The organism is Acinetobacter dispersus, assembly GCF_009884975.1.
Lineage (GTDB): Bacteria > Pseudomonadota > Gammaproteobacteria > Pseudomonadales > Moraxellaceae > Acinetobacter > Acinetobacter dispersus.
In genome coordinates this window covers 695,079-717,222 of the sequence record NZ_CP041970.1, presented here as the reverse complement: position 1 = coordinate 717,222, position 22,144 = coordinate 695,079, and the positions used below count along the sequence as shown (strand labels likewise).

General features: G+C 40.4%; 19 protein-coding genes and 1 pseudogene. 11 read left to right on the top strand and 9 right to left on the bottom strand.

Annotated elements, in window-relative coordinates:
- Positions 1–136: 136 nt before the first annotated feature.
- The 3 genes from FPL17_RS02980 to adeC all read left to right on the top strand — a co-directional run bounded on the left by FPL17_RS02980 (position 137) and on the right by adeC (position 5,875).
- The gene (locus FPL17_RS02980) at positions 137–1,282 is read left to right on the top strand and encodes an efflux RND transporter periplasmic adaptor subunit (RefSeq protein WP_159883136.1); all 1,146 of its coding nucleotides are present in this window, start codon (positions 137–139) and stop codon (positions 1,280–1,282) included.
- Entirely contained in the window at positions 1,282–4,392 is a 3,111-nt protein-coding gene (locus tag FPL17_RS02975; RefSeq protein WP_159883134.1) for an efflux RND transporter permease subunit, read from the top strand. The genes FPL17_RS02980 and FPL17_RS02975 overlap by 1 nt, the downstream gene beginning before the upstream one ends.
- A gap of 79 nt (positions 4,393–4,471) precedes the next feature.
- Positions 4,472–5,875: an AdeC/AdeK/OprM family multidrug efflux complex outer membrane factor gene (gene adeC / locus FPL17_RS02970; RefSeq protein ID WP_159883132.1), complete on the top strand. Its 1,404-nt coding sequence runs from the start codon at positions 4,472–4,474 to the stop codon at positions 5,873–5,875.
- Positions 5,876–5,972: 97 nt separating this feature from the next.
- On the opposite strand, the gene FPL17_RS02965 is transcribed toward adeC, so the two are convergent.
- Positions 5,973–6,704, bottom strand: a complete 732-nt coding sequence (locus FPL17_RS02965) for a hypothetical protein (protein WP_159883130.1) — start codon at positions 6,702–6,704, stop codon at positions 5,973–5,975.
- Positions 6,705–6,771: 67 nt separating this feature from the next.
- Here FPL17_RS02965 and FPL17_RS02960 point away from each other — a divergent pair, with 67 nt between their 5' ends.
- From FPL17_RS02960 to FPL17_RS02945, 5 genes are read left to right on the top strand one after another with little or no spacing between them, the layout of a single operon-like run.
- A complete protein-coding gene (locus FPL17_RS02960; RefSeq protein WP_159883123.1) occupies positions 6,772–7,206 on the top strand; it encodes a hypothetical protein in 435 nt (144 codons plus the stop codon).
- A gap of 2 nt (positions 7,207–7,208) precedes the next feature.
- Positions 7,209–8,525, top strand: coding sequence for a M15 family metallopeptidase (locus tag FPL17_RS02955; protein WP_159883121.1), 1,317 nt, complete (start codon positions 7,209–7,211; stop codon positions 8,523–8,525).
- Entirely contained in the window at positions 8,512–8,769 is a 258-nt protein-coding gene (locus FPL17_RS18970; protein ID WP_228277589.1) for a hypothetical protein, read from the top strand. The genes FPL17_RS02955 and FPL17_RS18970 overlap by 14 nt, the downstream gene beginning before the upstream one ends.
- A 59-nt stretch (positions 8,770–8,828) precedes the next feature.
- Positions 8,829–8,999, top strand: a complete 171-nt coding sequence (locus tag FPL17_RS18965; protein ID WP_228277588.1) for a hypothetical protein — start codon at positions 8,829–8,831, stop codon at positions 8,997–8,999.
- Positions 9,000–9,018: 19 nt separating this feature from the next.
- Positions 9,019–9,414 (top strand): acyl-CoA thioesterase, encoded by a 396-nt coding sequence (locus FPL17_RS02945; protein WP_159883119.1) that lies wholly within the window; start codon positions 9,019–9,021, stop codon positions 9,412–9,414.
- 44 nt (positions 9,415–9,458) lie between these two features.
- On the opposite strand, the gene FPL17_RS02940 is transcribed toward FPL17_RS02945, so the two are convergent.
- The 6 genes and pseudogenes from FPL17_RS02940 to FPL17_RS02915 form a co-directional block, all read right to left on the bottom strand.
- Entirely contained in the window at positions 9,459–10,400 is a 942-nt protein-coding gene (locus FPL17_RS02940; RefSeq protein WP_159883117.1) for a Dyp-type peroxidase, read from the bottom strand.
- An 84-nt stretch (positions 10,401–10,484) separates the two neighbouring features.
- Positions 10,485–11,273, bottom strand: coding sequence for a formate dehydrogenase accessory sulfurtransferase FdhD (fdhD, locus tag FPL17_RS02935; protein WP_159883114.1), 789 nt, complete (start codon positions 11,271–11,273; stop codon positions 10,485–10,487).
- 47 nt (positions 11,274–11,320) lie between these two features.
- Positions 11,321–13,728, bottom strand: a pseudogene (locus FPL17_RS02930) (FdhF/YdeP family oxidoreductase).
- Positions 13,729–13,893: 165 nt separating this feature from the next.
- The gene (locus tag FPL17_RS02925) at positions 13,894–14,901 is read right to left on the bottom strand and encodes a putative solute-binding protein (RefSeq protein WP_159883112.1); all 1,008 of its coding nucleotides are present in this window, start codon (positions 14,899–14,901) and stop codon (positions 13,894–13,896) included.
- A 129-nt stretch (positions 14,902–15,030) separates the two neighbouring features.
- Positions 15,031–15,942 carry a metal-dependent hydrolase gene (locus FPL17_RS02920; protein WP_159883110.1) on the bottom strand — a complete coding sequence of 304 codons (912 nt, stop codon included), beginning with the start codon at positions 15,940–15,942 and terminating at the stop codon, positions 15,031–15,033.
- A 70-nt stretch (positions 15,943–16,012) separates the two neighbouring features.
- The gene (locus tag FPL17_RS02915; RefSeq protein WP_159883108.1) at positions 16,013–17,014 is read right to left on the bottom strand and encodes a putative solute-binding protein; all 1,002 of its coding nucleotides are present in this window, start codon (positions 17,012–17,014) and stop codon (positions 16,013–16,015) included.
- 167 nt (positions 17,015–17,181) lie between these two features.
- Between FPL17_RS02915 and FPL17_RS02910 the strand changes: the two genes are divergently transcribed.
- Complete coding sequence (locus FPL17_RS02910) at positions 17,182–18,186, top strand: helix-turn-helix domain-containing protein (RefSeq protein ID WP_159883106.1); 1,005 nt, start codon at positions 17,182–17,184, stop codon at positions 18,184–18,186.
- A gap of 111 nt (positions 18,187–18,297) precedes the next feature.
- Here FPL17_RS02910 and FPL17_RS18710 read toward each other — a convergent pair whose 3' ends face one another.
- Positions 18,298–18,471: a cbb3-type cytochrome oxidase assembly protein gene (locus FPL17_RS18710; RefSeq protein WP_005204510.1), complete on the bottom strand. Its 174-nt coding sequence runs from the start codon at positions 18,469–18,471 to the stop codon at positions 18,298–18,300.
- A 43-nt stretch (positions 18,472–18,514) separates the two neighbouring features.
- Positions 18,515–19,333, bottom strand: coding sequence for a hypothetical protein (locus tag FPL17_RS02905; protein WP_216070855.1), 819 nt, complete (start codon positions 19,331–19,333; stop codon positions 18,515–18,517).
- Between the two features lie 362 nt (positions 19,334–19,695).
- Here FPL17_RS02905 and FPL17_RS02900 point away from each other — a divergent pair, with 362 nt between their 5' ends.
- Positions 19,696–21,141: a cytochrome ubiquinol oxidase subunit I gene (locus FPL17_RS02900; protein WP_159883104.1), complete on the top strand. Its 1,446-nt coding sequence runs from the start codon at positions 19,696–19,698 to the stop codon at positions 21,139–21,141.
- Positions 21,134–22,138 (top strand): cytochrome d ubiquinol oxidase subunit II, encoded by a 1,005-nt coding sequence (cydB, locus tag FPL17_RS02895; RefSeq protein WP_159883102.1) that lies wholly within the window; start codon positions 21,134–21,136, stop codon positions 22,136–22,138. The genes FPL17_RS02900 and cydB overlap by 8 nt, the downstream gene beginning before the upstream one ends.
- Positions 22,139–22,144: the final 6 nt, after the last annotated feature.

Here is a 22,144-nt window from a genome sequence, read left to right as displayed (position 1 = left end):
TAGATCAATAAAACAATCGATTCATCATACGATGATTTATCTGTTGATCTCCACACTTTTTCCACACTTCTGCGATGATCGTTACACAAAGTTCGAAAATAATGCCAGCATCAAAAACTCCCAAGGTTTGGACAGAATGCAAAAGCATCTATTACTTCCATTATTTTTATCTATCGGACTTGTGCTACAAGGCTGTGGTTCTGAGGAGACAAAGCCAGCAGAAACACCTCCTGCCAAAGTGAGCGTTTTAAATATTCAGCCGCAATCGGTGAACTTTAGCGAAAACTTGCCAGCACGGGTACAGGCTTTCCGAACTGCTGAAATTCGCCCACAAGTCGGTGGCATTATTGAAAAGGTGCTATTTAAACAAGGCAGTGAAGTTAAAGCAGGTCAAGCACTTTATAAAATTAACGCGGAAACTTTTCAGGCTGATGTGAATAGCAATCAGGCCTCCCTCAATAAAGCCGAAGCCGAAGTGGTCCGTTTAAAAGTTCAACTAGAACGCTATGAACAATTACTTCCAAGCAATGCAATCAGTAAGCAAGAAGTCAGTAATGCACAAGCTCAATATCGTCAAGCCTTAGCAGATGTTGCGCAAATGAAAGCCCTGCTTACCCGTCAAAACCTGAACCTTCAATATGCTACTGTTCGTGCCCCGATCTCGGGTCGTATTGGGCAATCTTTTGTGACCGAAGGTGCATTGGTCAGCCAAGGCGATGCCAATACCATGGCAACTGTACAGCAGATCGATAAAGTCTATGTGGATGTAAAACAGTCGATTAGTGAATACGAACGTTTGCAGGCTGCACTACAAAGTGGTGAGTTATCTGCTAATAATGAAAAAACTGTGCGTATTTCTAATAGCCATGGTCAAGCTTATAACGTCACTGCCAGAATGCTATTTGAAGACATCAATGTTGACCCTGAAACAGGTGATGTCACCATTCGTATCGAAGTTCAGAATCCTGAACGAAAACTTCTCCCAGGCATGTATGTCCGCGTCAATATCGACCGAGCTTCAGTGCCTCAAGCTTTGCTTGTCCCTGCTCAAGCAATTCAACGCAATATCAATGGCGACCCGCAAGTTTATGTGATCAATGCCAAAGGTTCCGCTGATATTCGCCCGATTGAACTGGGACAACAATATGATCAGTTCTACATCGCCAATAAAGGCCTTAAAACAGGCGACAAAATCGTTGTGGAAGGTGTTGATCGTATTCAGCCCAATCAAAAACTTGAAATAAGCACGTGGAAAGTACCTGCAACACAAGGAGCTCAATGATGATGTCACAATTCTTCATTCGCCGCCCTGTCTTCGCATGGGTGATTGCGATTTTCATTATTTTATTTGGGGTACTCAGTATCCCCAAATTGCCGATTGCCCGCTTTCCAAGTGTTGCACCGCCACAAGTCAATATTAGTGCGACCTATCCAGGCGCGACACCCAAGACCATCAATGATAGTGTAGTTACCTTGATTGAGCGTGAAATGTCAGGGGTCAAAAACCTGCTGTACTATAGCTCAACTACAGATACCTCAGGTACTGCGGAGATTTCTGCGACCTTTAAACCGGGTACAGATGTGGATATGGCACAGGTTGATGTACAAAACAAAATCAAAGCCATTGAAGCACGTTTACCGCAAGTGGTTCGTCAACAAGGCTTGCAAGTTGAGGCGTCGTCATCGGGATTCTTGATGTTGGTCGGAATCAATTCACCCAATGGACAGTATTCTGAAGTTGATCTGAGTGATTATCTGGTCCGTAACGTGGTGGAAGAGTTGAAACGTGTTGAAGGCGTTGGTAAAGTTCAATCCTTCGGTGCTGAAAAAGCCATGCGTATTTGGGTTGATCCCAATAAACTGGTGTCTTATGGTTTATCAATTAGTGACGTTAATAATGCTATCCGTGAAAATAACGTCGAGATTGCACCAGGACGATTAGGTGATCTCCCTGCAGCAAAAGGTCAATTGATTACCGTCCCACTATCGGCACAAGGTCAATTAGGCGATGTTGAACAATTTAAGAATATCAGCCTAAAAAGTAAAACCAGCGGTAGCGTGATTAAACTTTCTGATGTGGCTGAAGTTGAAATGGGTTCACAGGCCTACAACTTTGCGATTTTGGAAGATGGCAAACCTGCAACGGCTGCTGCGATTCAGCTCAGCCCAGGCGCCAATGCTGTCAAAACAGCAGAAGGTATAAGAGCAAAAATTGAGGAATTAAAACTCAATTTACCTGAAGGCATGCATTTCAGTATTCCTTATGACACCGCACCTTTTGTAAAAATTTCGATTGAAAAAGTGATTCATACCTTACTTGAAGCCATGGTACTGGTTTTCATTGTGATGTATTTATTCTTGCATAATGTTCGTTATACCTTGATTCCAGCCATTGTTGCACCGATTGCACTACTCGGTACATTTGCGGTGATGCTGCTTGCAGGTTTCTCGATTAACGTCCTGACCATGTTTGGTATGGTGCTTGCGATTGGTATCATCGTCGATGATGCGATTGTGGTGGTCGAAAACGTTGAACGAATTATGGCGACTGAAGGACTTCCTCCAAAAGAAGCAACTTCCAAGGCTATGAAAGAAATTACCAGTCCGATTATTGGGATTACCTTGGTCTTGGCAGCGGTGTTTTTACCGATGGCCTTTGCCAGTGGTTCGGTCGGTATTATTTATCAACAATTTACCTTAACCATGTCAGTCTCAATTCTGTTCTCAGCATTATTGGCATTAATCTTAACGCCTGCATTGTGTGCCACGATTCTTAAACCAATTGATGGCCATCATCAGAAGAAAGGCTTTTTTGCATGGTTTGATCGCAGCTTCGACAAAGTCACTAAAAAGTATGAATTGATCCTGCTTAAAGTGATTAAACATACTATTCCAATGATGGTGATCTTTGTAGTGATTACAGGCCTTACCTTTGCAGGTATGAAGTATTGGCCTACAGCATTTATGCCAGAAGAAGACCAAGGCTGGTTCCTGACGTCGTTCCAATTGCCATCGGACGCCACTGCTGAAAGAACGCGAGGTGTGGTCAATGAATTTGAAAGCAGTCTAAAAGACAATCCAAATGTTAAAAGTAACACGACCATCATGGGTTGGGGCTTTAGTGGTGCAGGTCAAAACGTGGCTGTGGCTTTTACCACATTAACCGACTTTAAAGACCGTACTTCGACAGCAACTGAAATGACCAATGCGGTTAATGCCACGATGGCACACAGTAAAGAAGGTGCAACAATGGCGGTACTACCTCCTGCCATTGATGAACTTGGGACTTTTTCAGGCTTTAGCTTACGCTTGCAAGACCGTGCCAACTTGGGCATGCCTGTACTTTTAGCTGCACAAGACCAGCTCATGGAAATGGCTGCCAAGAACAAAAAGTTCTATATGGTCTGGAATGAAGGCTTACCGCAAGGCGACAATATTTCTTTAAAAATTGATCGTGCAAAATTGAATGTTCTGGGTGTGAAGTTCTCTGATGTTTCTGACATTATTTCAACTTCAATGGGTTCGATGTATATCAACGATTTCCCAAATCATGGACGCATGCAACAAGTGATCGTACAGGTCGATGCCAAATCACGTATGCAACTCAAAGATATTTTGAATCTGAAAGTGATGGGTTCAAATGGGCAATTGGTCTCTCTGTCTGAAGTGGTGACACCTCAATGGAATAAAGCGCCACAGCAATATAACCGCTATAACGGTCGCCCATCGTTAAGTATTGCAGGTATCCCGAATTTTGATACCTCATCAGGCGATGCTATGCGTGAAATGGAACACCTGATTGCTAAATTGCCAAAAGGCATCGGTTATGAATGGACAGGTATTTCCTTGCAGGAAAAGCAATCAGAATCGCAGATGGCCTTTCTGCTAGCGTTATCAATGCTAGTGGTATTCCTCGTACTCGCTGCACTTTATGAAAGTTGGGCAATTCCGCTTTCAGTGATGCTGGTGGTACCTTTGGGTATTTTTGGCGCTGTGGTTGCGATTATGTCTCGTGGCTTAATGAATGATGTGTTCTTTAAGATTGGCCTGATTACCATTATTGGTTTATCTGCAAAGAACGCGATTTTGATTGTCGAATTTGCCAAGATGCTAAAAGAAGAAGGCATGAGTTTAGTCGAGGCCACTGTGGCCGCAGCCAAACTCCGTCTACGCCCTATTCTGATGACTTCGTTAGCCTTTACTTGTGGTGTGATTCCATTGGTTATTGCCTCAGGTGCAAGTTCAGAAACGCAGCATGCCTTAGGTACAGGTGTATTTGGCGGCATGATTTCAGCGACGATTCTGGCAATTTTCTTTGTCCCAGTGTTCTTTATTTTCATTCTTGGTGCAGTTGAAAAGCTGTTTTCCTCGAAACAAAAAAATCCATCTTAAATGATATAGAGCAGAGGGAATCAACGGGTTTCCTCTGACTCCGCCTCTGCATTTATTCTTATTTTATTTGGAGAAGACCATGTCTAAAGCGACTGTCTTATCTCGTGGCCTACTTGTCTCTACGCTCTCAATTGCCTTGACCGCGTGTATGAATATGCAGGCACCAAAACCTGTGATTCAATCGGATATTCCACAGAATTTTTCTCAAACCACAACTGGAAATTCGATTGCCAATCAAGGTTATCAACAATTTTTTTCTGACCCACGCTTATTACAAGTGATTGAAATCAGTTTAAATCACAACCGTGATTTACGTACTGCAACACTGAATATTCAACGTGTACAGCAACAATATCAAATCAGCAAAAATGGCCAGTTACCGACCATTGGTGCGACTGGCAGCGCTGTAAGACAGGTGAATCCATCTGCGAACCCAAACAATCCTTATTCAACTTTTCAAGTCGTTCTAGGAATGACGGCTTATGAGTTAGACTTTTGGGGTCGTGTACAAAGTTTAAAAGATGCTGCCTTAAATAATTACTTTGCGACCCAGAGTGCAAGAGAAGCCACACAGATCAGTTTAGTCAGTCAAGTGTCGCAAGCTTGGTTAGATTATGCCTATGCAAAAGCCAATTTAAATCTGGCTGAGCAGACCTTAAAAGCACAGCTCGACTCTTATCATCTGAATAAAAAACGTTTTGATGTCGGAATTGATAGTGAAGTCCCGTTACGTCAAGCACAGATGTCGGTTGAAACTGCTCGAAATGATGTTGCTGCCTATAAAATTCAAGTGGCACAAGCACAAAACTTACTGGATCTATTGGCTGGTCAATCGGTTCCTCAAAAGCTCTTGCCGAATCAAGCCGTAAAAACGATTAGTGCTGAAAGCAACTTTGCAACGGGCCTAAGCAGTGATTTACTGAATAACCGTCCAGATCTAAAAGCTGCTGAATATCAATTGCTTGCTGCTGGGGCAAATATTGGCGCAGCCAAAGCACGTATGTTCCCCACCATTAGCCTGACAGGTTCAGCTGGCTATGCATCGACAGATCTTAAAGATTTATTTAAATCAGGGGGATTTTCTTGGTCAATTGGGCCAAGTATCGACCTGCCCATTTTCGATTGGGGGACGCGTAAAGCCAATATTAAAATTTCAGAAACTGAACAACAAATTGCACTGGCAGATTATGAAAAAGCCATTCAATCCGCTTTTCGTGAGGTCAATGATGCATTGGCTGCACATGCCCATATTGATGAGCGTTTAGCAGCACAACGTCGTTTAGTCTCTGCTACAGAGACCACTTATAAATTATCCACGGCCCGATTTAGAGCGGGTATTGATAGTTATCTGACCGTATTGGATGCACAACGTTCTGCTTATGCAGCACAACAAGGCTTACTGATGCTTGAACAAAGCAAGTTGAATAATCAGATTGAATTGTATAAAGCTTTAGGCGGTGGATTATCTCAGCCAGCGGCTTAAAATTCTCCTTTTACGCCCAATATCTAGTTAAGACATCTTACAGTTTTCTTGTATGTTGTATTGAATTAAGCATCTTGTTTTAACTAGAAAATTTAATTTACATACTATTCCAATAGTTTAATTCATTCGGAATATTAGATGGCGACGTATGGTTAGGAATATGCAAAGCAAGGCCGTCACCTGTTTTACAGGACTGGATATATAAATCAAATGAAGTCGTGATACTTGGGTCAATTGACGCATGTGTCACGAATATTTCTTTGAGCTTAGAAATGTAGTAATCGATAAACTCTTGTTGTGTTTCAAATTCTGCCATAGATTTCAAGTTACGTTGAAAATCTTGTAAAGAGCTCATATCAGGTGGAATATTAAAACATGATATATCCACCTCCCAATCCTTGATTTCATGCAAATATAAGGGAGTTTTATTCCCTGAGCCACCATCAATAACTTGCTGGAAAAATGGCTGTAGAGGAATGGAATATAATAAAGTTTTCTCCCCATTAAACATTGAAAATATAATTGTATTATTTTTTAGACATTCTATCGGAACCCCCTCTAACAATCTTCTTATGATTTCTATGTAAGTTATATTAATATGATTGATCTCCGTGTCACTTTCTTTAATATTTATAAAATATTGTGTAACACGATTTAAAAATGTAGTTTCTCCCGAACTTACAACTCCACCTCTATACCATAACTTTACTTTTTGTTCATTATCATGAAATAAGGATATCCTTCCTGTTTCTAAATCACATTTCATAGCGCGTTTATCTGCTGCAATGAGCACACAATCGCCCAAATGGGCTGATAGAATCATCGTCATAGCTCGTCTAAGACTCCTTTTTTTATGATATTCTCGGCAAACCATTTCACATAACAGAGGGATAATAATGGCAGGTGGTTCACGGATTTTAATCAATGATAAAGGTATAACAATATCCACCGGTGGACAAATTTTATATCAAGCTGGACAACATAAATTTGAGGGTGGAGGGAAAGTTAAGGCTGAAACTCTAACTCTTCCTCTAATCAACCCAATAAACTCATTTACCAATAAATGGGATTTTTATGATTTATTTTATGAAATAGATTTTTCAAATGTAAAATATAAACTAATTAATAATAAAAATAACACTTTTACTTCAGGAACATTAGATGCTCACGGTCGAACTCAACGAATGAATACTCATAATCATGAAGACTACGATATTCTGATTGGCACAGATGAAGATTGGACAATTTCAATAGATGATGAAAGTGACGATAATGATTTTCAATATAACTGTAGCTGTGGATCACATGAAGATCATGGGGACGAAATATAATTATGGATTGTTTAGCAAATATTCGTTTCTTAGATGCCCTTGATCAACCAATCAATGGTTTAGTTCACCAACTTTGGGTAGGCCCTACACTTATCTCAGATTATGTCACCCCTGCCAGTGGTGAATCTATATGGATTAAACGTCCTGTAGGTACTATTGTTGACGTTCGGATAAGAAGTATGGTCACTGGAGAATACAATTCTCAAGTTAAAATACAGCTTATTGGTGAAAAAACTGTTTTTATTGTACGAAGCCCTAAAATCTTACTTAAAGGAGTAAATCTTTCAGCTAAAGATGTCGCAACTGGCACATATGTACGATCAACATATATCGTTGCCGAAGGAGACTATTTAGGTCGAATTGCAGATGATAACGATACGACCACTGATGAATTAATTAGAATTAATAACTTAAAAAGTGATACAGATATCCACCCGGGGCAAGTTTTAAAAATTCCTGTCAAAAAATCTAAAGCACCCGTGCCAGCACCTAAAGACAAGCCAAAACCACAAACACCAAAGCCAAATCAGCAAGAAAAAACAAAAATTATTGTTGTCCAACAAACGGATACTTTACCATTAATTGCAAAGCTTACAGATAATACAGTTGATGAAATTAAAAAATTAAGTGGTCTTACTAGTGATAGATTGGGCCATAATCAAAAATTGAGAGTTTATGATCGTCATGTAGAGTCTACAGCATCACAACCTACGTCCTCGAGGAAAAACACAGAGAAAAAGTCAGCTATACCACCAAAAGTTACCCAAGATGCTTCTAAAAATAAAGACAACACACCTATTGCTAAAGTTGAGTCTGAAAATACTGTAAGTTCAAAAGTTTCTCAAAGAAATGAAAAAGCAATAGCCCGATTACATCCTCAAGTTAGAGATAAAATAAGAAAGTTTATCAATAGTGTTTATCAAAAGCATCAAGTACAGTTAGTGATTGTTCAAGATTATCGCACATATGCACAACAAGATGCTTTATATGCAAAAGGTCGTTCTGCTGGTGGCCGTGTAGTAACCAATGCTAAAGGTGGTCAAAGTAATCATAACTTTGCCTTAGCTGTCGATGTCTTTCCTATATGGGAAGATGGTCTGTTACATATGGATGGCAAGTCAGATAAGAAGAATATCGAAATTCTAAAAAAAGTTGCCCCTATTGGAAAAGAGATAGGATTAGAATGGGGCGGAGATTGGAAATCAATAGTTGATAATCCTCATTTTCAACTTAAAACAGGTAAAAGTATGGCTCAATTGAGACAATTGACTAAAGATGCGGGTGGTGATCCCCTAAAGGTGAAATATGATGTTCAATAAATTAGCAAAAAAATCCTGGTTTTTCTTATTAACTTTTTTAGTAGCATGTAATATTACAGAAAATCAAAATGTTAAAGCAAATGAATCAAATATATTTTCTTTGGATTTAACCGATGAGGGTATAAGTTCAGAAGGAGGAGGAATAGAATTACATAAAGAAGGAAAATTCTGCTTACTTCTCTTAAATGTCTACGAAGAGTCAGGACAAGAAAAATATCGTTTTAAATTTAAAAGAATAATTTAATAGAAACGTCCTATTTTAAATATAGATACCCAAATGGTTTATTAGTTAATGATGATGATTTGAAAGATCTTATCGCTCATGATGAAAACGCTAATCCTAACAGCAAAGATGAAATGGAACTTGTTAAAAAAGACTTAATCATTGGGCAAAAGAATAAAGAAATTTTGCAAAAGTTTTTTTTATATAAACAAAAAGTTCCTAACGATCTTTTAAATAAAAATTGTAATTAACATTTATAAAGAAAAATCTATGTTTACACTTTCGATTACACCAAGATTCTATGAAACTGATGCTTTTGGACATATCAACAATACCGTGATTACAGGCTGGTTTGAAACTGCATGTGAACCTGTTTTTCGCTTATTCAACCCAAGTATGGAGATCAAGAATCTGCCTTTGATTCTCGCTCGGGTGGAAGTCGATTTCGTTGCTCAAATCTATTACGGCGCTGATATCGAAATCAAAACATGGATTGAGCATATCGGCAATTCTTCTTTTATTGTGGCGCATGAAGCTTGGCAAAATGATCACTGTGTTGCACGAGGCAAAGCGGTTCAGGTGTATTTTGATTTCAGCACGCAAAAATCAGGTCGTATCCCAGATCAATTCCGCGACCAGTTACAACAATATTTGATGGGCCAATAAATATTTTCCGCTGAAATAAACTAATTTATTTCAGCGGATTAAACTTATTCGCCTAAATCTTCAAGAAAATCAAAAGTAGGTACAAAGAATAAGCTGCCTGAAACTGCGGTACTAAAATCAAGTAAGCGATCGACATGTCCAGTTTCTTTACCTAAGAACATATTTTCAAGCATGGTTTTGGTGATATTAAAAGAACGAGAATAGCCAATAAAGAAGGTGCCATATTCCCCTTCAGTTGGATTGGAAAAGGGCATATTGGCTCTTAAGATTTTAAGCTCGTTGCCGTCCGCATCATGGGCCTTACTCGCCACATTATGTGCACTTTGTGGTTTAACGTCATCGCCAAGTTCAACATCATCATATTTCTTTCGACCAATCACTTTTTCCTGTTCTTCGGTGCTTAGGCCCTTCCACATCTCCATGTTATGTAGGTATTTTTGTATGAACACATAACTGCCACCAAGGAACTCGACATCTTCTGGACCAACATAAGCGATCTCTTTGGCAATTTCATGTTCAGGATTTTCGGTCCCATCAACAAAGCCAATAATGGCGCGACCATCAAAGTATCTAAAACCCTTGGTCTCGCTAATTGGGTAGGTATCTTCTTTTAATTGCTCATGCAAAATCGAGGCAAGTTCATAGCAAATTGCCATTTGATTAGCGCGAATATGAAAGAATAAATCGCCTGTTGTCGCGACCGCAGTATGTCTCGGCCCTTTGATCTCTTGAAATGGTGCCAGTTCTTTCGGCTTATTTAAATCTGGGAACAGCAAATCCCAAGCATTTGAGCCAATCCCCACCGAAGCACTGAAATTACTGTTTGGAAAACGATTGGTTAGACTGCGGACTAAGGCTGAAAAATTGGCGAGAAAATCAATCACCCCTGAATGATCAGGATTACTATTGATTCCGAGTACGATAAATAAAGCATTTTCACCTGAAAGATTATTGATCACAGGCTGAGGTCTTAAAGGTGTATTCATAATATTTGGGAATAAAAAAACTTAATGCTCATATCCTACACAAATCAATGCATTAGAGATCAGACAAATCACAAATTTTTACTATTATTGCGTATATAAAACAAAGCTCTCACCACGGCAAAAACTGGCTAATGTAAGATTCAATTGTTTTGCCATCTCAATCGCCATACTGGTGGGTGCAGAAATAGTCGCCAAGAGACCAATATTATATTGCGCACATTTACGAATCAGCTCATAACTGGCACGACTGGTCATTACTACAAAACCATCTGCAACATTCATTTTCTGTTCAGCCAAGTAACCCAATAATTTATCCAAGGCATTGTGCCGACCAACATCTTCAAATAACGCTACGATTTGCCCTTTCACGACCCATGCTGCGGCGTGTGCTCCACCAGTGAGTTCACTGATTTTTTGTCTGACTTTTAATTGTGCAATTGCATTAGGAATTTGGCTTAACCATATTGAAGAAACATGGGTACTGACCGCAGGTAGATTTGCATAGAGTTGCTTTAGACTTTCAATGCCACATAAGCCACAACCTGTACGACCAACCATCATACGTCGATGCTCTTTTAAAGCCATGAAAGCACGGGATGAAATGGTCATATCTACTTCAACCCCCAGTTCATTTTGACGAATCTCGAGTGAATATAGCTCGCTTAAACTTTGTAATATCCCTTCCGAGAGACTAAAACCTTTGGCAAAGACCTCAATATCCGATGGTGTTGCCATCATCACGGCATGTGAAATACCATTATAAATTAAGGCAACAGGATACTCTTGGACAATATAATCCAGTTCATTTTCAGAGACATCGCGATGGAAACGATGCACTTGCATCGTTTCATAACCTCGTGTTTTTGTATCCACACTTACCTCATTTGCATCACTGATTCGAAAAAATAGATTCCTATAAGCTATACGTTACTGACACGTTCATTGGCATGCTCAGGGTCAACTTCAACATTCAAATTAAAATGTGCTGGTGCATTACCTGCATGCAAAATCACAGGAATGCTTTTTGACGCTGGAATTTTGGCGTATTTATCATGGCTACCCAAAGCCACCAATGGATTGGTTTCTGGATAATACGCTGCCAGACTGCCTTGCGGAATGTTATACGGCACAATACGGAAACTATGTACAATCCGTTTCACACCATCCGAGAATACACTCTCAATATCGACCCATTGGTCTGCTTCAAATCCTGCTGCATCAATATCTGCTTGATTCATAAACAACACTCGGCGTTGCCCGAATACACCGCGATAACGGTCATCCAAACCATATAAAGTGGTGTTGTACTGGTCATGCGAACGAGTGGTCATCAAGGTATAAACCTGCTGTTCACTATAAGCGGCTGCATATTGGTTTTCTTTATCTTCGTAAACTTCGGCCAGTGGTGTAATCAAAAACTGGGCTTTACCACTTGGTGTATTCCACACATGCTGATTGGCAGGATGTTCTAAATGGAAACCACTTGGTTGATAAACTCGTTGATTGAAATCATGAAATTCATCAAAACCTCGGCAATCGAATCACGGATACGGTCATAACTTTCGATATACCAACGCCATTTCACCTTAGTCTCAGGCAACGCTGCTTCCGCCATACGCGCCACAATATCGGGTTCAGACAAGATATTTTCAGAGATCGGTGGATTACGTCCTGCTGAAAGATGCACATTCGACATCGAATCTTCTACTGAAATCGCTTGTGCACCATGCACTTGCATATCAACTTCAGTACGCCCTAGACACGGTAGCATCAACGCATCTTTGCCACAGACCAGATGGCTACGATTCAACTTGGTAGTAATATTGACGGTTAAATTACAACGGCGTAATGCCTCTTGAGTATAAGGTGTATCAGGGGTTGCAACTGCAAAGTTCCCACCCAAACCAATAAAGACTTTTACATCACCTTCATACATCGCCTTGATGGTATCGACAACGCCAAAGCCATGTTTACGTGGCGACTTGATACCAAATACCCGATCAATACTATCAAGTAACTTATCACTTGGGTTTTCATTAATCCCCATGGTTCGGTCGCCCTGCACATTACTGTGCCCACGTACTGGACAAAGGCCAGCTCCCGGACGACCGATATGTCCCCGTGCCAGCATCAGGTTCGCCAACATATGAATATTGGCTGTACCATGACGGTGTTGGGTAATTCCCATCCCCCAACAGAAAATAGCGGTTTTTGCATCCAGATACATCTTGGCAATCGATTCTAAATGCTCAGGTGAAAGTCCAGTATGTTTATGAATTTCAGACCATGCTGTACCATCAATCTCAGCCAGCATCTCATCAAAACCAATGGTATTCATTTCTATGAAGCTACGATCAAAAACGCTTGCTTTTCCTTTCGCGAGTGCCTTTTTATCCCACTCCAATAAATGCTTCATCACCCCAAACATCAGCGCATAGTCACCACCAATTTTGGGTTGGAAATAATAACGACTAATTGGGGTACTGCCATTGGTCATCATTTCTAACGGCGCTTGCGGATCTTGGAAACGTTCCAGTCCGCGCTCCTTGATTGGGTTAATGGCAACAATATTACCGCCTCTTCGAGAGACTTCTCTTAAGGTTGCCAACATCCTTGGATGGTTGGTGCCTGGATTATGCCCAAAGCTAAAAATGGCATCTGCTTGATCGAAATCATCCAAAATGACCGTCCCTTTACCTAAACCAATCGCATCTTTTAAGCCAACACTGGTGGTTTCGTGGCACATATTGGAACAATCTGGAAAATTATTGGTGCCGAAGCTGCGGACAAATAATTGGTACAAAAAAGCCGCTTCATTGCTGGCACGACCAGAAGTATAAAAAGCAGCCTGATCAGGATGATCGAGTGCTTGTAGATGTTTGGCAATCAACTGGAAGGCTTCATCCCAAGAAATCGGCACATATTTATCTGACACAGGGTCATAACGCATCGGGTCAGTTAAACGGCCCAAATCTTCCAGATAGAAATCATTCTGTTCAGCGAGCCAGCTCACGGTATGCTGTGCAAAAAATTCAGGTGTTACCGTTTTACTAGTTGCTTCGAAAGCCACAGCCTTAGCACCGTTTTCACAGAAGTTAAAGGCATGCGCATCCTTTTTCTCAGGCCATGCACAGCCCGGACAGTCAAAACCAGTCGGCTGATTAATATTAAGTAAGGTGATTGAACCTTTTTTTAAAATATCTTGCCTTTTTAGGTTTCGGGCAACGCTCAGCAATGCGCCCCATCCACCCGCAGGTTGGGTATAGGGTTCAATTCTTGCAAAACTGGTATTTTCTTGCTTATGAATGGGTTGTTCTGAGTTATCCATCACGCTGCCCTCATCTGAGCTATTTTTAACATTGGCTACAGATAGGATTAACATGAATTTTGCTTCTTTTCTATTCTTGATTTGTCTTATGCCTGTATTTTTTGACATCAAAAATAAAGCCTAGATGATCTAGGCTTTATTGATCATTTGATAAAAATTATTAAATTACTCTCCTGCCAAAGCACACTCAAAGTTGGCTTTATCCACTGAGCAACGCGCTTTCTTTAATACAGACATCATACTTGCGTCATAAATCCCACGTTGAGTCAATTCAATACGCCCATCACGCATCATTTTTTGATATTTTAATTTATCTTCAGGGGTCAAATTCATCTTATATTTTGCAGGAATCTCGGCTTCTAAACGCTTAATGGTTGCAAATATTTTCGGTAGTTGCTTAACCGACCAATCACGGGATTTTTGCCCAAAACCAGCAGGGAATTTTTCAGGCCGAATGACCACGTTTGCAGTGACTTGTAATACAGGAAAATTGTACATGACTCCATTGCTGCCTAAACCTTTGCTAAGTTCCAAAGGTTTATATGCATAAGCTGGTGCGCCAATCATATCGACCTGACCATTGTTAAATTTAGCAGCAAAGTTGGAAATATCAGAAAGTACAGCTTGCGCACCAACACGTTGTACAATCAATTTTTGTGCATCGTCATAACCCAATACTGCAAACTTTTTACCTGCGGCTTTTTCAATTGAATTAATACTTTTGTCACGAACAAAGATATAAGCTGAACCTAAAGGGGAAATTCCAACTACTTCATATTTATTGCCACCAAGATTAGTGGTCATTTTCGCTGCGTTACGCGGATCAGATACAAAGGTAATGGCTCGTTTTGCAATCTCGTCATTGGGTACACCCCCTAAAGAATCAATTGAACCTACAAATTTATTGTATGGACGGGCACGCATTGAAGTCATTGCCACGCCCGCACATTTCCCTGCTTTAAAATTATTGTCAGCGACCTGTTCATCTGTGATCGCCAATAGGTTGATATCTGCACCCCAGCCTTTGGCTGCCAATGCCCAGTCTTGCATCATTTTATAAGCCTCACCAGACTTACCTAAAATATCAAAAACACAAACATCAATCGCTGCTTGAGTTGAAGCTGAGACACTCAACATTGAAGTTGTTACGATAGCTAATGCGATTTTTTTCATATGTCCATCCTTTTACAAACCTTATGTTTGTTTTCCTCATAAGACACTCGATGTGCCTTCTTATTTATAACGATTCAAAATCATCGTTATTTAAAAATACTGAATCATAAAAAATTATAATTACAGTCCCTATTTCAATGCTTGAACGGCAGGTGATCGTGCCAAATAATCTAAAGCTTGTTGGGTATTCCCTTCCGTTTCTGGATGAAACTTAGGTGAAATCCAACGAATTGTTGCTTTGGTTATAAACGTCAATGTCGGTCCATTATCTGTTGCTTTGGCTTGTTTGTTATAGGTAGATAAAATGCCAAATAAACTCTTATGTGCAATCTTTTGTACAGCTGGATCTGGGTCTTGTTTACCTAAATGTCGACCAACATCTGCCAATACATAAATAAAAATCGGGAAAACCAATGCCATTAAGAACTGACGATAAAGATAAAAGAGAATCGGATTTGGCAGTATTTCCTTAAATAAATCAAATGCAACACAACGATGTTCGACTTCCTCTGCCAAATGCCAGCGGAACATGTCGGCAATAACTGGATCAGCTTTGTCCCATGATTTATTGTCCATACACCATTGCCCAAGCACACCCGTGAAATGTTCAATGGCAGCAACTACCCCTATTCGTGTAATTAACCAGAAATGCTCTAATGGCTTTATTTCCAATTGTTTAATGCCTAAAGGACTTTCACCGAGCAAAATACCAAAGATCCAGTTGATCTTTTTGAAAGCGGGTTCCAGATCGTAATCATGCTGTTTCAGAAATTCCTGAGCACCTTGATGCGCACGTGCATGAGTTGCTTCTTGTCGAATAAAACCTTTTACATCATCCATGAGAATAGGATCTTTTACATAAGGTAAGGCCTTGTTATAAACACGACAGAACCAAAATTCTCCCGCGGGTAAAATCAAGTTAATCCCATTGATTAAATGTGAGCATACAGGATCATTAGGAAGCCATTGCACAGGAGAGTTAGAAAAATCAAACTTTACAGGCCGAGCAACCAGTTTATGATGATGGGGAATGGCATTCATATTGACCTCAACTTTACAACCTTCATTTATCACATCGTTAATATTTGAATAAGCTCAGTGAATAACTGCGCTATTCACCACTCAATGAACATTCAAAATTGGTTCGTTCCACCGTACATCGTGCACGCTTTAGTACACCCATCATGACGGGGTCATAGACACCCAGTTTGGTTAATTCAATTCGGCCATCGCGAAGCATCTGTTGGTAACGACGCTTATCTTCAGCAGAAAGACTCTGTTTGTACTTTTCAGGAATTTCAGCTTCTAAACGTGCAATCGTGGCAAAGTTTTTAGGCAATTGCTTGGTGGCCCAAGCACGAGATTTCAGACCAAAACCAACTGGAAATTTTTCAGGACGGATAATGATGTCACCAGTTAAATTGATCACTGGAAAATTAAACATTGCGCCATTACTCCCCAAACCTTTGGCAATTTCTAAGGGTTTATAGGCATATGCAGGAGCCGCAATCACATCAACTTGCTTGTTATTAAATTTTTTCGCAAAATCAGAAATTTCTGAAGGTACACCCACCAATTCCAATCGATCTACAATCATTTTTTGAGCTTGGTCATAATGTAAATAGGCGAATTTTTTGCCTTTACCTTTCTCAATGGTATTAATGGTTTTATCTCTCACAAAAACATAAGCCAAACCAATTTGAGCGATGGCAGCCACCTCAAACTCACCATCATTGATGTTTGTCACCAGACGATGTTTATTCCGAGGATCTAATACATAAGTAATAGCTTTCTGGGCAATCGAATTACTGGTGATCGCTCCTAATGCATCAATCGATCCTGCAAATTTATTGTATTTACGTGCTCGCATCGAAGTCATCGATACCCCATCACATTTGCCTGCTTCAAAATCATTTTGGGCTTTGGCTTCGTCTTGGTATGCAATGAGATTCAAATCCGCTTGCCAAGCCTTTGCAGCCAACGCCCATTCTTCTACAATTTTGTAAGACTCACCTGCCTTGCCCAATAAATCGAATACACAGATATCAACTTTTGCTTGTGTTGTGGTTGAAAATGCAGTGAGAAAGGCTGTAATCAAAATTCCTTTTTTCATTACGGGTCCTAGTATTATTTTTAAACGATTTAAACACGCTCAGTAACAGTTAATGCTGAAACATTAAAGCTTTGCCTCAGTGTTAATGTGCCTATTTTTAAATAAAAAAAAATGTTGTAATAGTTCCCAGTAAGCCATTTTAGTATCATTTTCCGACGATCCCTGTTATGCCCTTAAATAAACAATTCGAAAGAACAGTACCTGGCACTTATATTGCGCTCATGGTTGATGTGGTATCACGTTGGGATATATCAGCGGATGAACTACTCAGCAACTCAGGCTTCACTCAAGAGCAATTGGTGCAGCCTTTATGGCGAGCTGATGCAAAAATTGTGATGTCAATCCTACGACGGGCACTTGAACTGACTCAAGTTCCTGCACTCGAATTTGGTTTTTATCTAGGTATGCAAATGACCATTACCTGCCATGGTTTAATGGGGATGGCAGCCATGCTCGCACAAGATGTAAAACAAGCACTCAATATTGCGCAGGAGTTTATTTCACTTCAATCCAGTATTCACACCATCAAACTTGATGTTGTCGATACGCATGCAGTCATTATCTTTGAACAGACCGAAGCCTATTATTTGGATGAAGTTATTCAAATTGCGTTATTGCTTGGTTTTGCACAGATGGGGAAAAATATTTCAGGGCAAGAATTGACTGGTTTTGCCGATGTACAATTTAGTAAACCTGATTATTTTGATAAGTTGCTGCCGTTAATTCCTGGGGAAGTGCGATTTAATCGCCCCTCTACCCGTTTAGAATTTAAAAGAGAAATATTAGATCTTCCTTTACTGCATTCTGATGCTATTGCAGAGCGTCTGGCACGAGAGGAATGTAAATCACAGCTACGTAAGTTATTAAAACAAAATAGTTTTAGCAGTACTTTGCAAGATTTGATCTATGATGAGGCGATGGGAATAAGCCCTTTAACTGAAATCTTAAAGAAAGTTCAAATGTCTGAACGAGCCTTGCAACGAAAACTGGAAAGTGAAGGCACAAATTTTAGAACATTGGTCGATAAAGTAAGATGTGAAAAAGCCATCCAACTACTCAAAAATCCAAATTTATCACTTGAAAATATTGCAGCTCATCTTGGCTATACCAACACCAAAAATTTCTCTCGTGCTTTTAAACGCTGGACTGGAACCTCTCCACGTCGCTATTAGCTTTTTCGTTGGCATCCCAATAAGCCAAGCTTTAGCATTAAAAAAACTTACTGGCAAGTGCTCAAAATCACCAGTAAGAGAGAAAAAAACAAGCTTCGGATTAAAAAATAGTTATTTATTTGATTGAACTGTTGATTGTACATGGGCCGCATTCTGCTTCTGTTGTGATGGCATATAATCGGGTTGATTACTCACAGCCAGAAAGAAAAAGACTAAGAATAAACAACCCAATAAAATACTGATTCCAACCGCCAGGTATGGGAATTTTGATTGCTGTTGAGACATGAGCTCTGCTCCTATTGAAAGACTAAAATTTAATTCATAACAATTACATGGTGGATAAAGCCTTAAAACTAGCGCCATTTTGAATACGGGTTTGCATGTATTCGGCATAGACCGATAACTTTTCAAAAATATGTTCCGAATAGAACATATCCTCGATTAAATGGGCCGCTTGGGCTGGGCTAAACTGACCAATCTTCGCGACTAGATTTGCATTAAGACTGGAAAACAAAGTACATAAGCTTTTGTGTGCTTCATCTTTGTTTTTAAATAGCAGCTTGCGCGTATTAATCAATTCATCATTGAGCATGCTTGGCCTACGATCAGCATCAATCACATCAATTTTTACATCAAAATACTCTTCTAGGATCTGAATCTGTTGCTGATCTAACGATAAATGCGTGACCAAAAAAATATGAAAAACATCTGTACGACACAGTGCCTTGACTAAACAACGGAACAGAAAATCTTGCTCTGCTTTTGCATCATCGACCAGCTCGATATACAGCTTGAGGCTGTGGATGACATCTTCGATTTTAAGATTGACACTTTTCTCAGCTTGATAGTATTGATTCAATATCTTAAGTACAGAAGACGAGACTGGCGTGGTATAAATCACTGGCTGATTTAAATTGGCAATCATAAATGGTGCAAATAAATAGGCGAGATTATTATCATTTTCCACAATTTCAGCTTGAGCAATATAAGCGACCTTCTCCTTAGAAAAATCTCTCAGCACCTTACCTCTTAATAAAGTTGCTTCAAGATTTACATATTCAAGACCTAGCTGTTGTTGTACTGCTTGCGATGGGACTTTGCTTTGAAAAAGCTGAGTCAACGCATTAAGTTCTTTGGTGATAAACATAGTCATACGCCATTCAGTCCGAATTAGTGTCATTCAAACGACTTACAATGCTTGATCAATATTTAACACACTGCATCGTTGCTTGATGCTATTTTGAATCAGGTACAAACAACTGAATAGCTACAGAGTTTCGCTAAAAAAATATAACAGATCATTTATGGACACCCCATCTGTTATAAAAAAACAAAAAGAAATTGTACCTACTCATATACAACAGAAGATTGGATGATGAATAAAACTTAAATCGCTTTTAAATATCCAAGCCACAGTTTTTCAGGTTCTGCTTATTTTCAAACATTTAAGTCCGTTCTTTCACATTTTCCTAGCGACTGCTTTTGCTGGTCTGTTATAGGAGAGGATATATGGATCTCGGTCTCACTGCTTTAGAATTAGCCCGAATACAGTTTGCATTTACTGTTTCATTTCACATTATCTTTCCCGCCACCTCAATTGGTCTCGCCTGTTTTCTTGCTATGCTGGAATGGAAATGGTTGCGTACTCAAAACCCGATTTATAAAGATTTATTCAAATTCTGGATCAAAATCTTTGCGGTTGCCTTTGGGATGGGTGTGGTATCTGGCGTGGTGATGAGCTACCAGTTTGGTACCAACTGGAGCGAATTTTCCCGTATTGCGGGAAGCGTGACTGGCCCTTTGCTCACCTATGAAGTATTGAGTGCGTTCTTCTTGGAAGCGGGCTTCTTGGGCATCATGCTGTTTGGTTGGGGACGAGTTAGCCCCAAAGCCCATTTCTTTGCCACCTTGATGGTTGCCATCGGCACCTGTATTTCCATGTTCTGGATTCTCTCCTCCAACAGTTGGATGCAGACACCGCAAGGTTTTACGATCGAGAATGGCATCATTATTCCAACCGATTGGTGGGCGATCGTATTTAATCCCTCCTTCCCTTATCGCTTTGCACATATGGCCGCTGCGGCATTTTTAGTGTCTTCCTTACTGGTGGTGGGTACTGCTGCATGGCATCTGATCAAAGGTCGTCGTGATGAACTGATCAAAAAATCATTTTCAATGGGTCTATGGATGGTGCTGGTCACTTCATGTTTACAAGTGGTGATTGGTGATAATCATGGCTTAAATACCTTGAAGCATCAGCCAGCAAAATTGGCTGCAATGGAAGGTCATTGGGAGACCAATTATGATGAAGGTATGCCACTGTACTTATTTGGCATTCCAGACATGCAAGAGGAACGTACCAAATACGCGATTGCGATTCCAAATCTAGGTAGTCTGATTTTGACTCATTCTATGGATGGTACAGTCAAAGGCTTAAAAGACTTTGCCCCAGAAGACCGACCAAACTCAACCATTGTGTTTTGGAGTTTCCGTGTCATGGTCGGACTTGGCATGTTAATGGTACTGCTCTCTTTCGTTGCCTTATGGCTGCGCAAAAAAGGCAAACTTTATGGTTCATCTTGGTTTCATAAATTCGCTTTTGTCATGGGCCCTACAGGCTATATCGCCTTACTAGCTGGATGGGTGACGACTGAAGTAGGCCGTCAACCTTGGGTGATTTATGGGGTGATGCGTACCAAAGATGGTTTGTCGCATACCGTGACTGCCGATCAAGTCGGTATCAGTTTGATCATTTTCGTGGTGGTCTATGCCATCGTGTTTGGTAGCGGTATTTACTACATGCTGAAACTACTGAAAAAAGGGCCTGAGTTTATTGAAGCGATTGATCTTGAGCCAGCAGGCCATGGGCATTTCAAGACCCCAATGCGTCCATTGAGTGCTGTTGATGAAAGCATCGATCAGCAAGACCCAAACAAGGAGAATCGCCATGATTGATTTATCTCTGATTTGGGTCGGTATTATCGGATTGGGTGTGTTGATCTACGTCATTTTGGATGGCTTCGACCTCGGGATCGGAATTCTGTTCCCTTTCATCAAAAGCCGTGAAGAACGAGATGTGATGATGAATACCGTCGCGCCTGTCTGGGATGGCAATGAAACATGGATGGTGCTCGGTGGCGCAGGTTTATTTGCAGCCTTTCCTCTGGTGTATTCAACCGTTCTTTCAGCACTGTATATGCCGATTACCCTGATGGTGATTGCATTGATTTTCCGTGGCGTTGCCTTTGAGTTTCGTTTTAAGGCGAATCGCACCAAACATTTATGGGATCAGGCTTTTATCTGGGGTTCAATTCTGTCTAGCTTCCTGCAAGGCGTGATTTTAGGTGCTTATATTCAAGGCATCCAAACCACCAATGGGATTTTCTCAGGTTCAGGCTTGGATTGGTTCACTCCTTTCGCCTTATTTACCGGACTGGGTGTGGTTGCCATGTATGCAGCGCTCGGTTGTGGCTGGTTGATTATGAAAACCGACCATGAGCTACGAGATCAGATGTATGCACTGATGCCTAAGCTGATCATTCTGCTATTTGTGGTCTTTGCAGGTGTCAGTCTCTATACTCCACTAACCCATCCTGAAATTGCAGCACGTTGGTTTGCCTTGCCTAATCTACTGTATTTTAGTCCTGTGCCCATCTTGGTCTTACTCTTTACATTTTTGATTTTAAAAGCATGTAAAGAGCGTCATGATTTTAAGCCCTTTATCTATACCTTGGCACTCGTGTTCTTGGCCTTTACTGGATTTGTGATCAGCCTTTGGCCGAATATCATTCCACCATCGGTCACGATTTGGGAAGCAGCAGCACCGCATTCTAGTCAGAAATTTGCACTAGTTGGCGCTGTGATTCTGATACCGATCATTATCGCCTATACCATTCTGTCGTACTGGGTGTTTAGAGATAAAGTACGGGTTGGAGATACAGGCTACCACTAAGGAGCA

Bases quoted from the DNA above. Each gene is read 5' to 3' on its own strand.
- FPL17_RS02945 (WP_159883119.1), top strand. From the start codon at position 9,019: ATGTTTACACTTTCGATTACACCAAGATTCTATGAAACTGATGCTTTT.
- FPL17_RS02960 (WP_159883123.1), top strand. From the start codon at position 6,772: ATGGCAGGTGGTTCACGGATTTTAATCAATGATAAAGGTATAACAATA.
- FPL17_RS02905 (WP_216070855.1), bottom strand. From the start codon at position 19,333: ATGTTTATCACCAAAGAACTTAATGCGTTGACTCAGCTTTTTCAAAGC.
- FPL17_RS02955 (WP_159883121.1), top strand. From the start codon at position 7,209: ATGGATTGTTTAGCAAATATTCGTTTCTTAGATGCCCTTGATCAACCA.
- FPL17_RS18970 (WP_228277589.1), top strand. From the start codon at position 8,512: ATGATGTTCAATAAATTAGCAAAAAAATCCTGGTTTTTCTTATTAACT.
- FPL17_RS02980 (WP_159883136.1), top strand. From the start codon at position 137: ATGCAAAAGCATCTATTACTTCCATTATTTTTATCTATCGGACTTGTG.
- FPL17_RS02910 (WP_159883106.1), top strand. From the start codon at position 17,182: ATGCCCTTAAATAAACAATTCGAAAGAACAGTACCTGGCACTTATATT.
- FPL17_RS02920 (WP_159883110.1), bottom strand. From the start codon at position 15,942: ATGAATGCCATTCCCCATCATCATAAACTGGTTGCTCGGCCTGTAAAG.
- FPL17_RS02900 (WP_159883104.1), top strand. From the start codon at position 19,696: ATGGATCTCGGTCTCACTGCTTTAGAATTAGCCCGAATACAGTTTGCA.
- FPL17_RS02940 (WP_159883117.1), bottom strand. From the start codon at position 10,400: ATGAATACACCTTTAAGACCTCAGCCTGTGATCAATAATCTTTCAGGT.
- FPL17_RS02915 (WP_159883108.1), bottom strand. From the start codon at position 17,014: ATGAAAAAAGGAATTTTGATTACAGCCTTTCTCACTGCATTTTCAACC.
- FPL17_RS18710 (WP_005204510.1), bottom strand. From the start codon at position 18,471: ATGTCTCAACAGCAATCAAAATTCCCATACCTGGCGGTTGGAATCAGT.
- adeC (WP_159883132.1), top strand. From the start codon at position 4,472: ATGTCTAAAGCGACTGTCTTATCTCGTGGCCTACTTGTCTCTACGCTC.
- FPL17_RS02965 (WP_159883130.1), bottom strand. From the start codon at position 6,704: ATGACGATGATTCTATCAGCCCATTTGGGCGATTGTGTGCTCATTGCA.
- FPL17_RS02925 (WP_159883112.1), bottom strand. From the start codon at position 14,901: ATGAAAAAAATCGCATTAGCTATCGTAACAACTTCAATGTTGAGTGTC.
- FPL17_RS02975 (WP_159883134.1), top strand. From the start codon at position 1,282: ATGATGTCACAATTCTTCATTCGCCGCCCTGTCTTCGCATGGGTGATT.
- cydB (WP_159883102.1), top strand. From the start codon at position 21,134: ATGATTGATTTATCTCTGATTTGGGTCGGTATTATCGGATTGGGTGTG.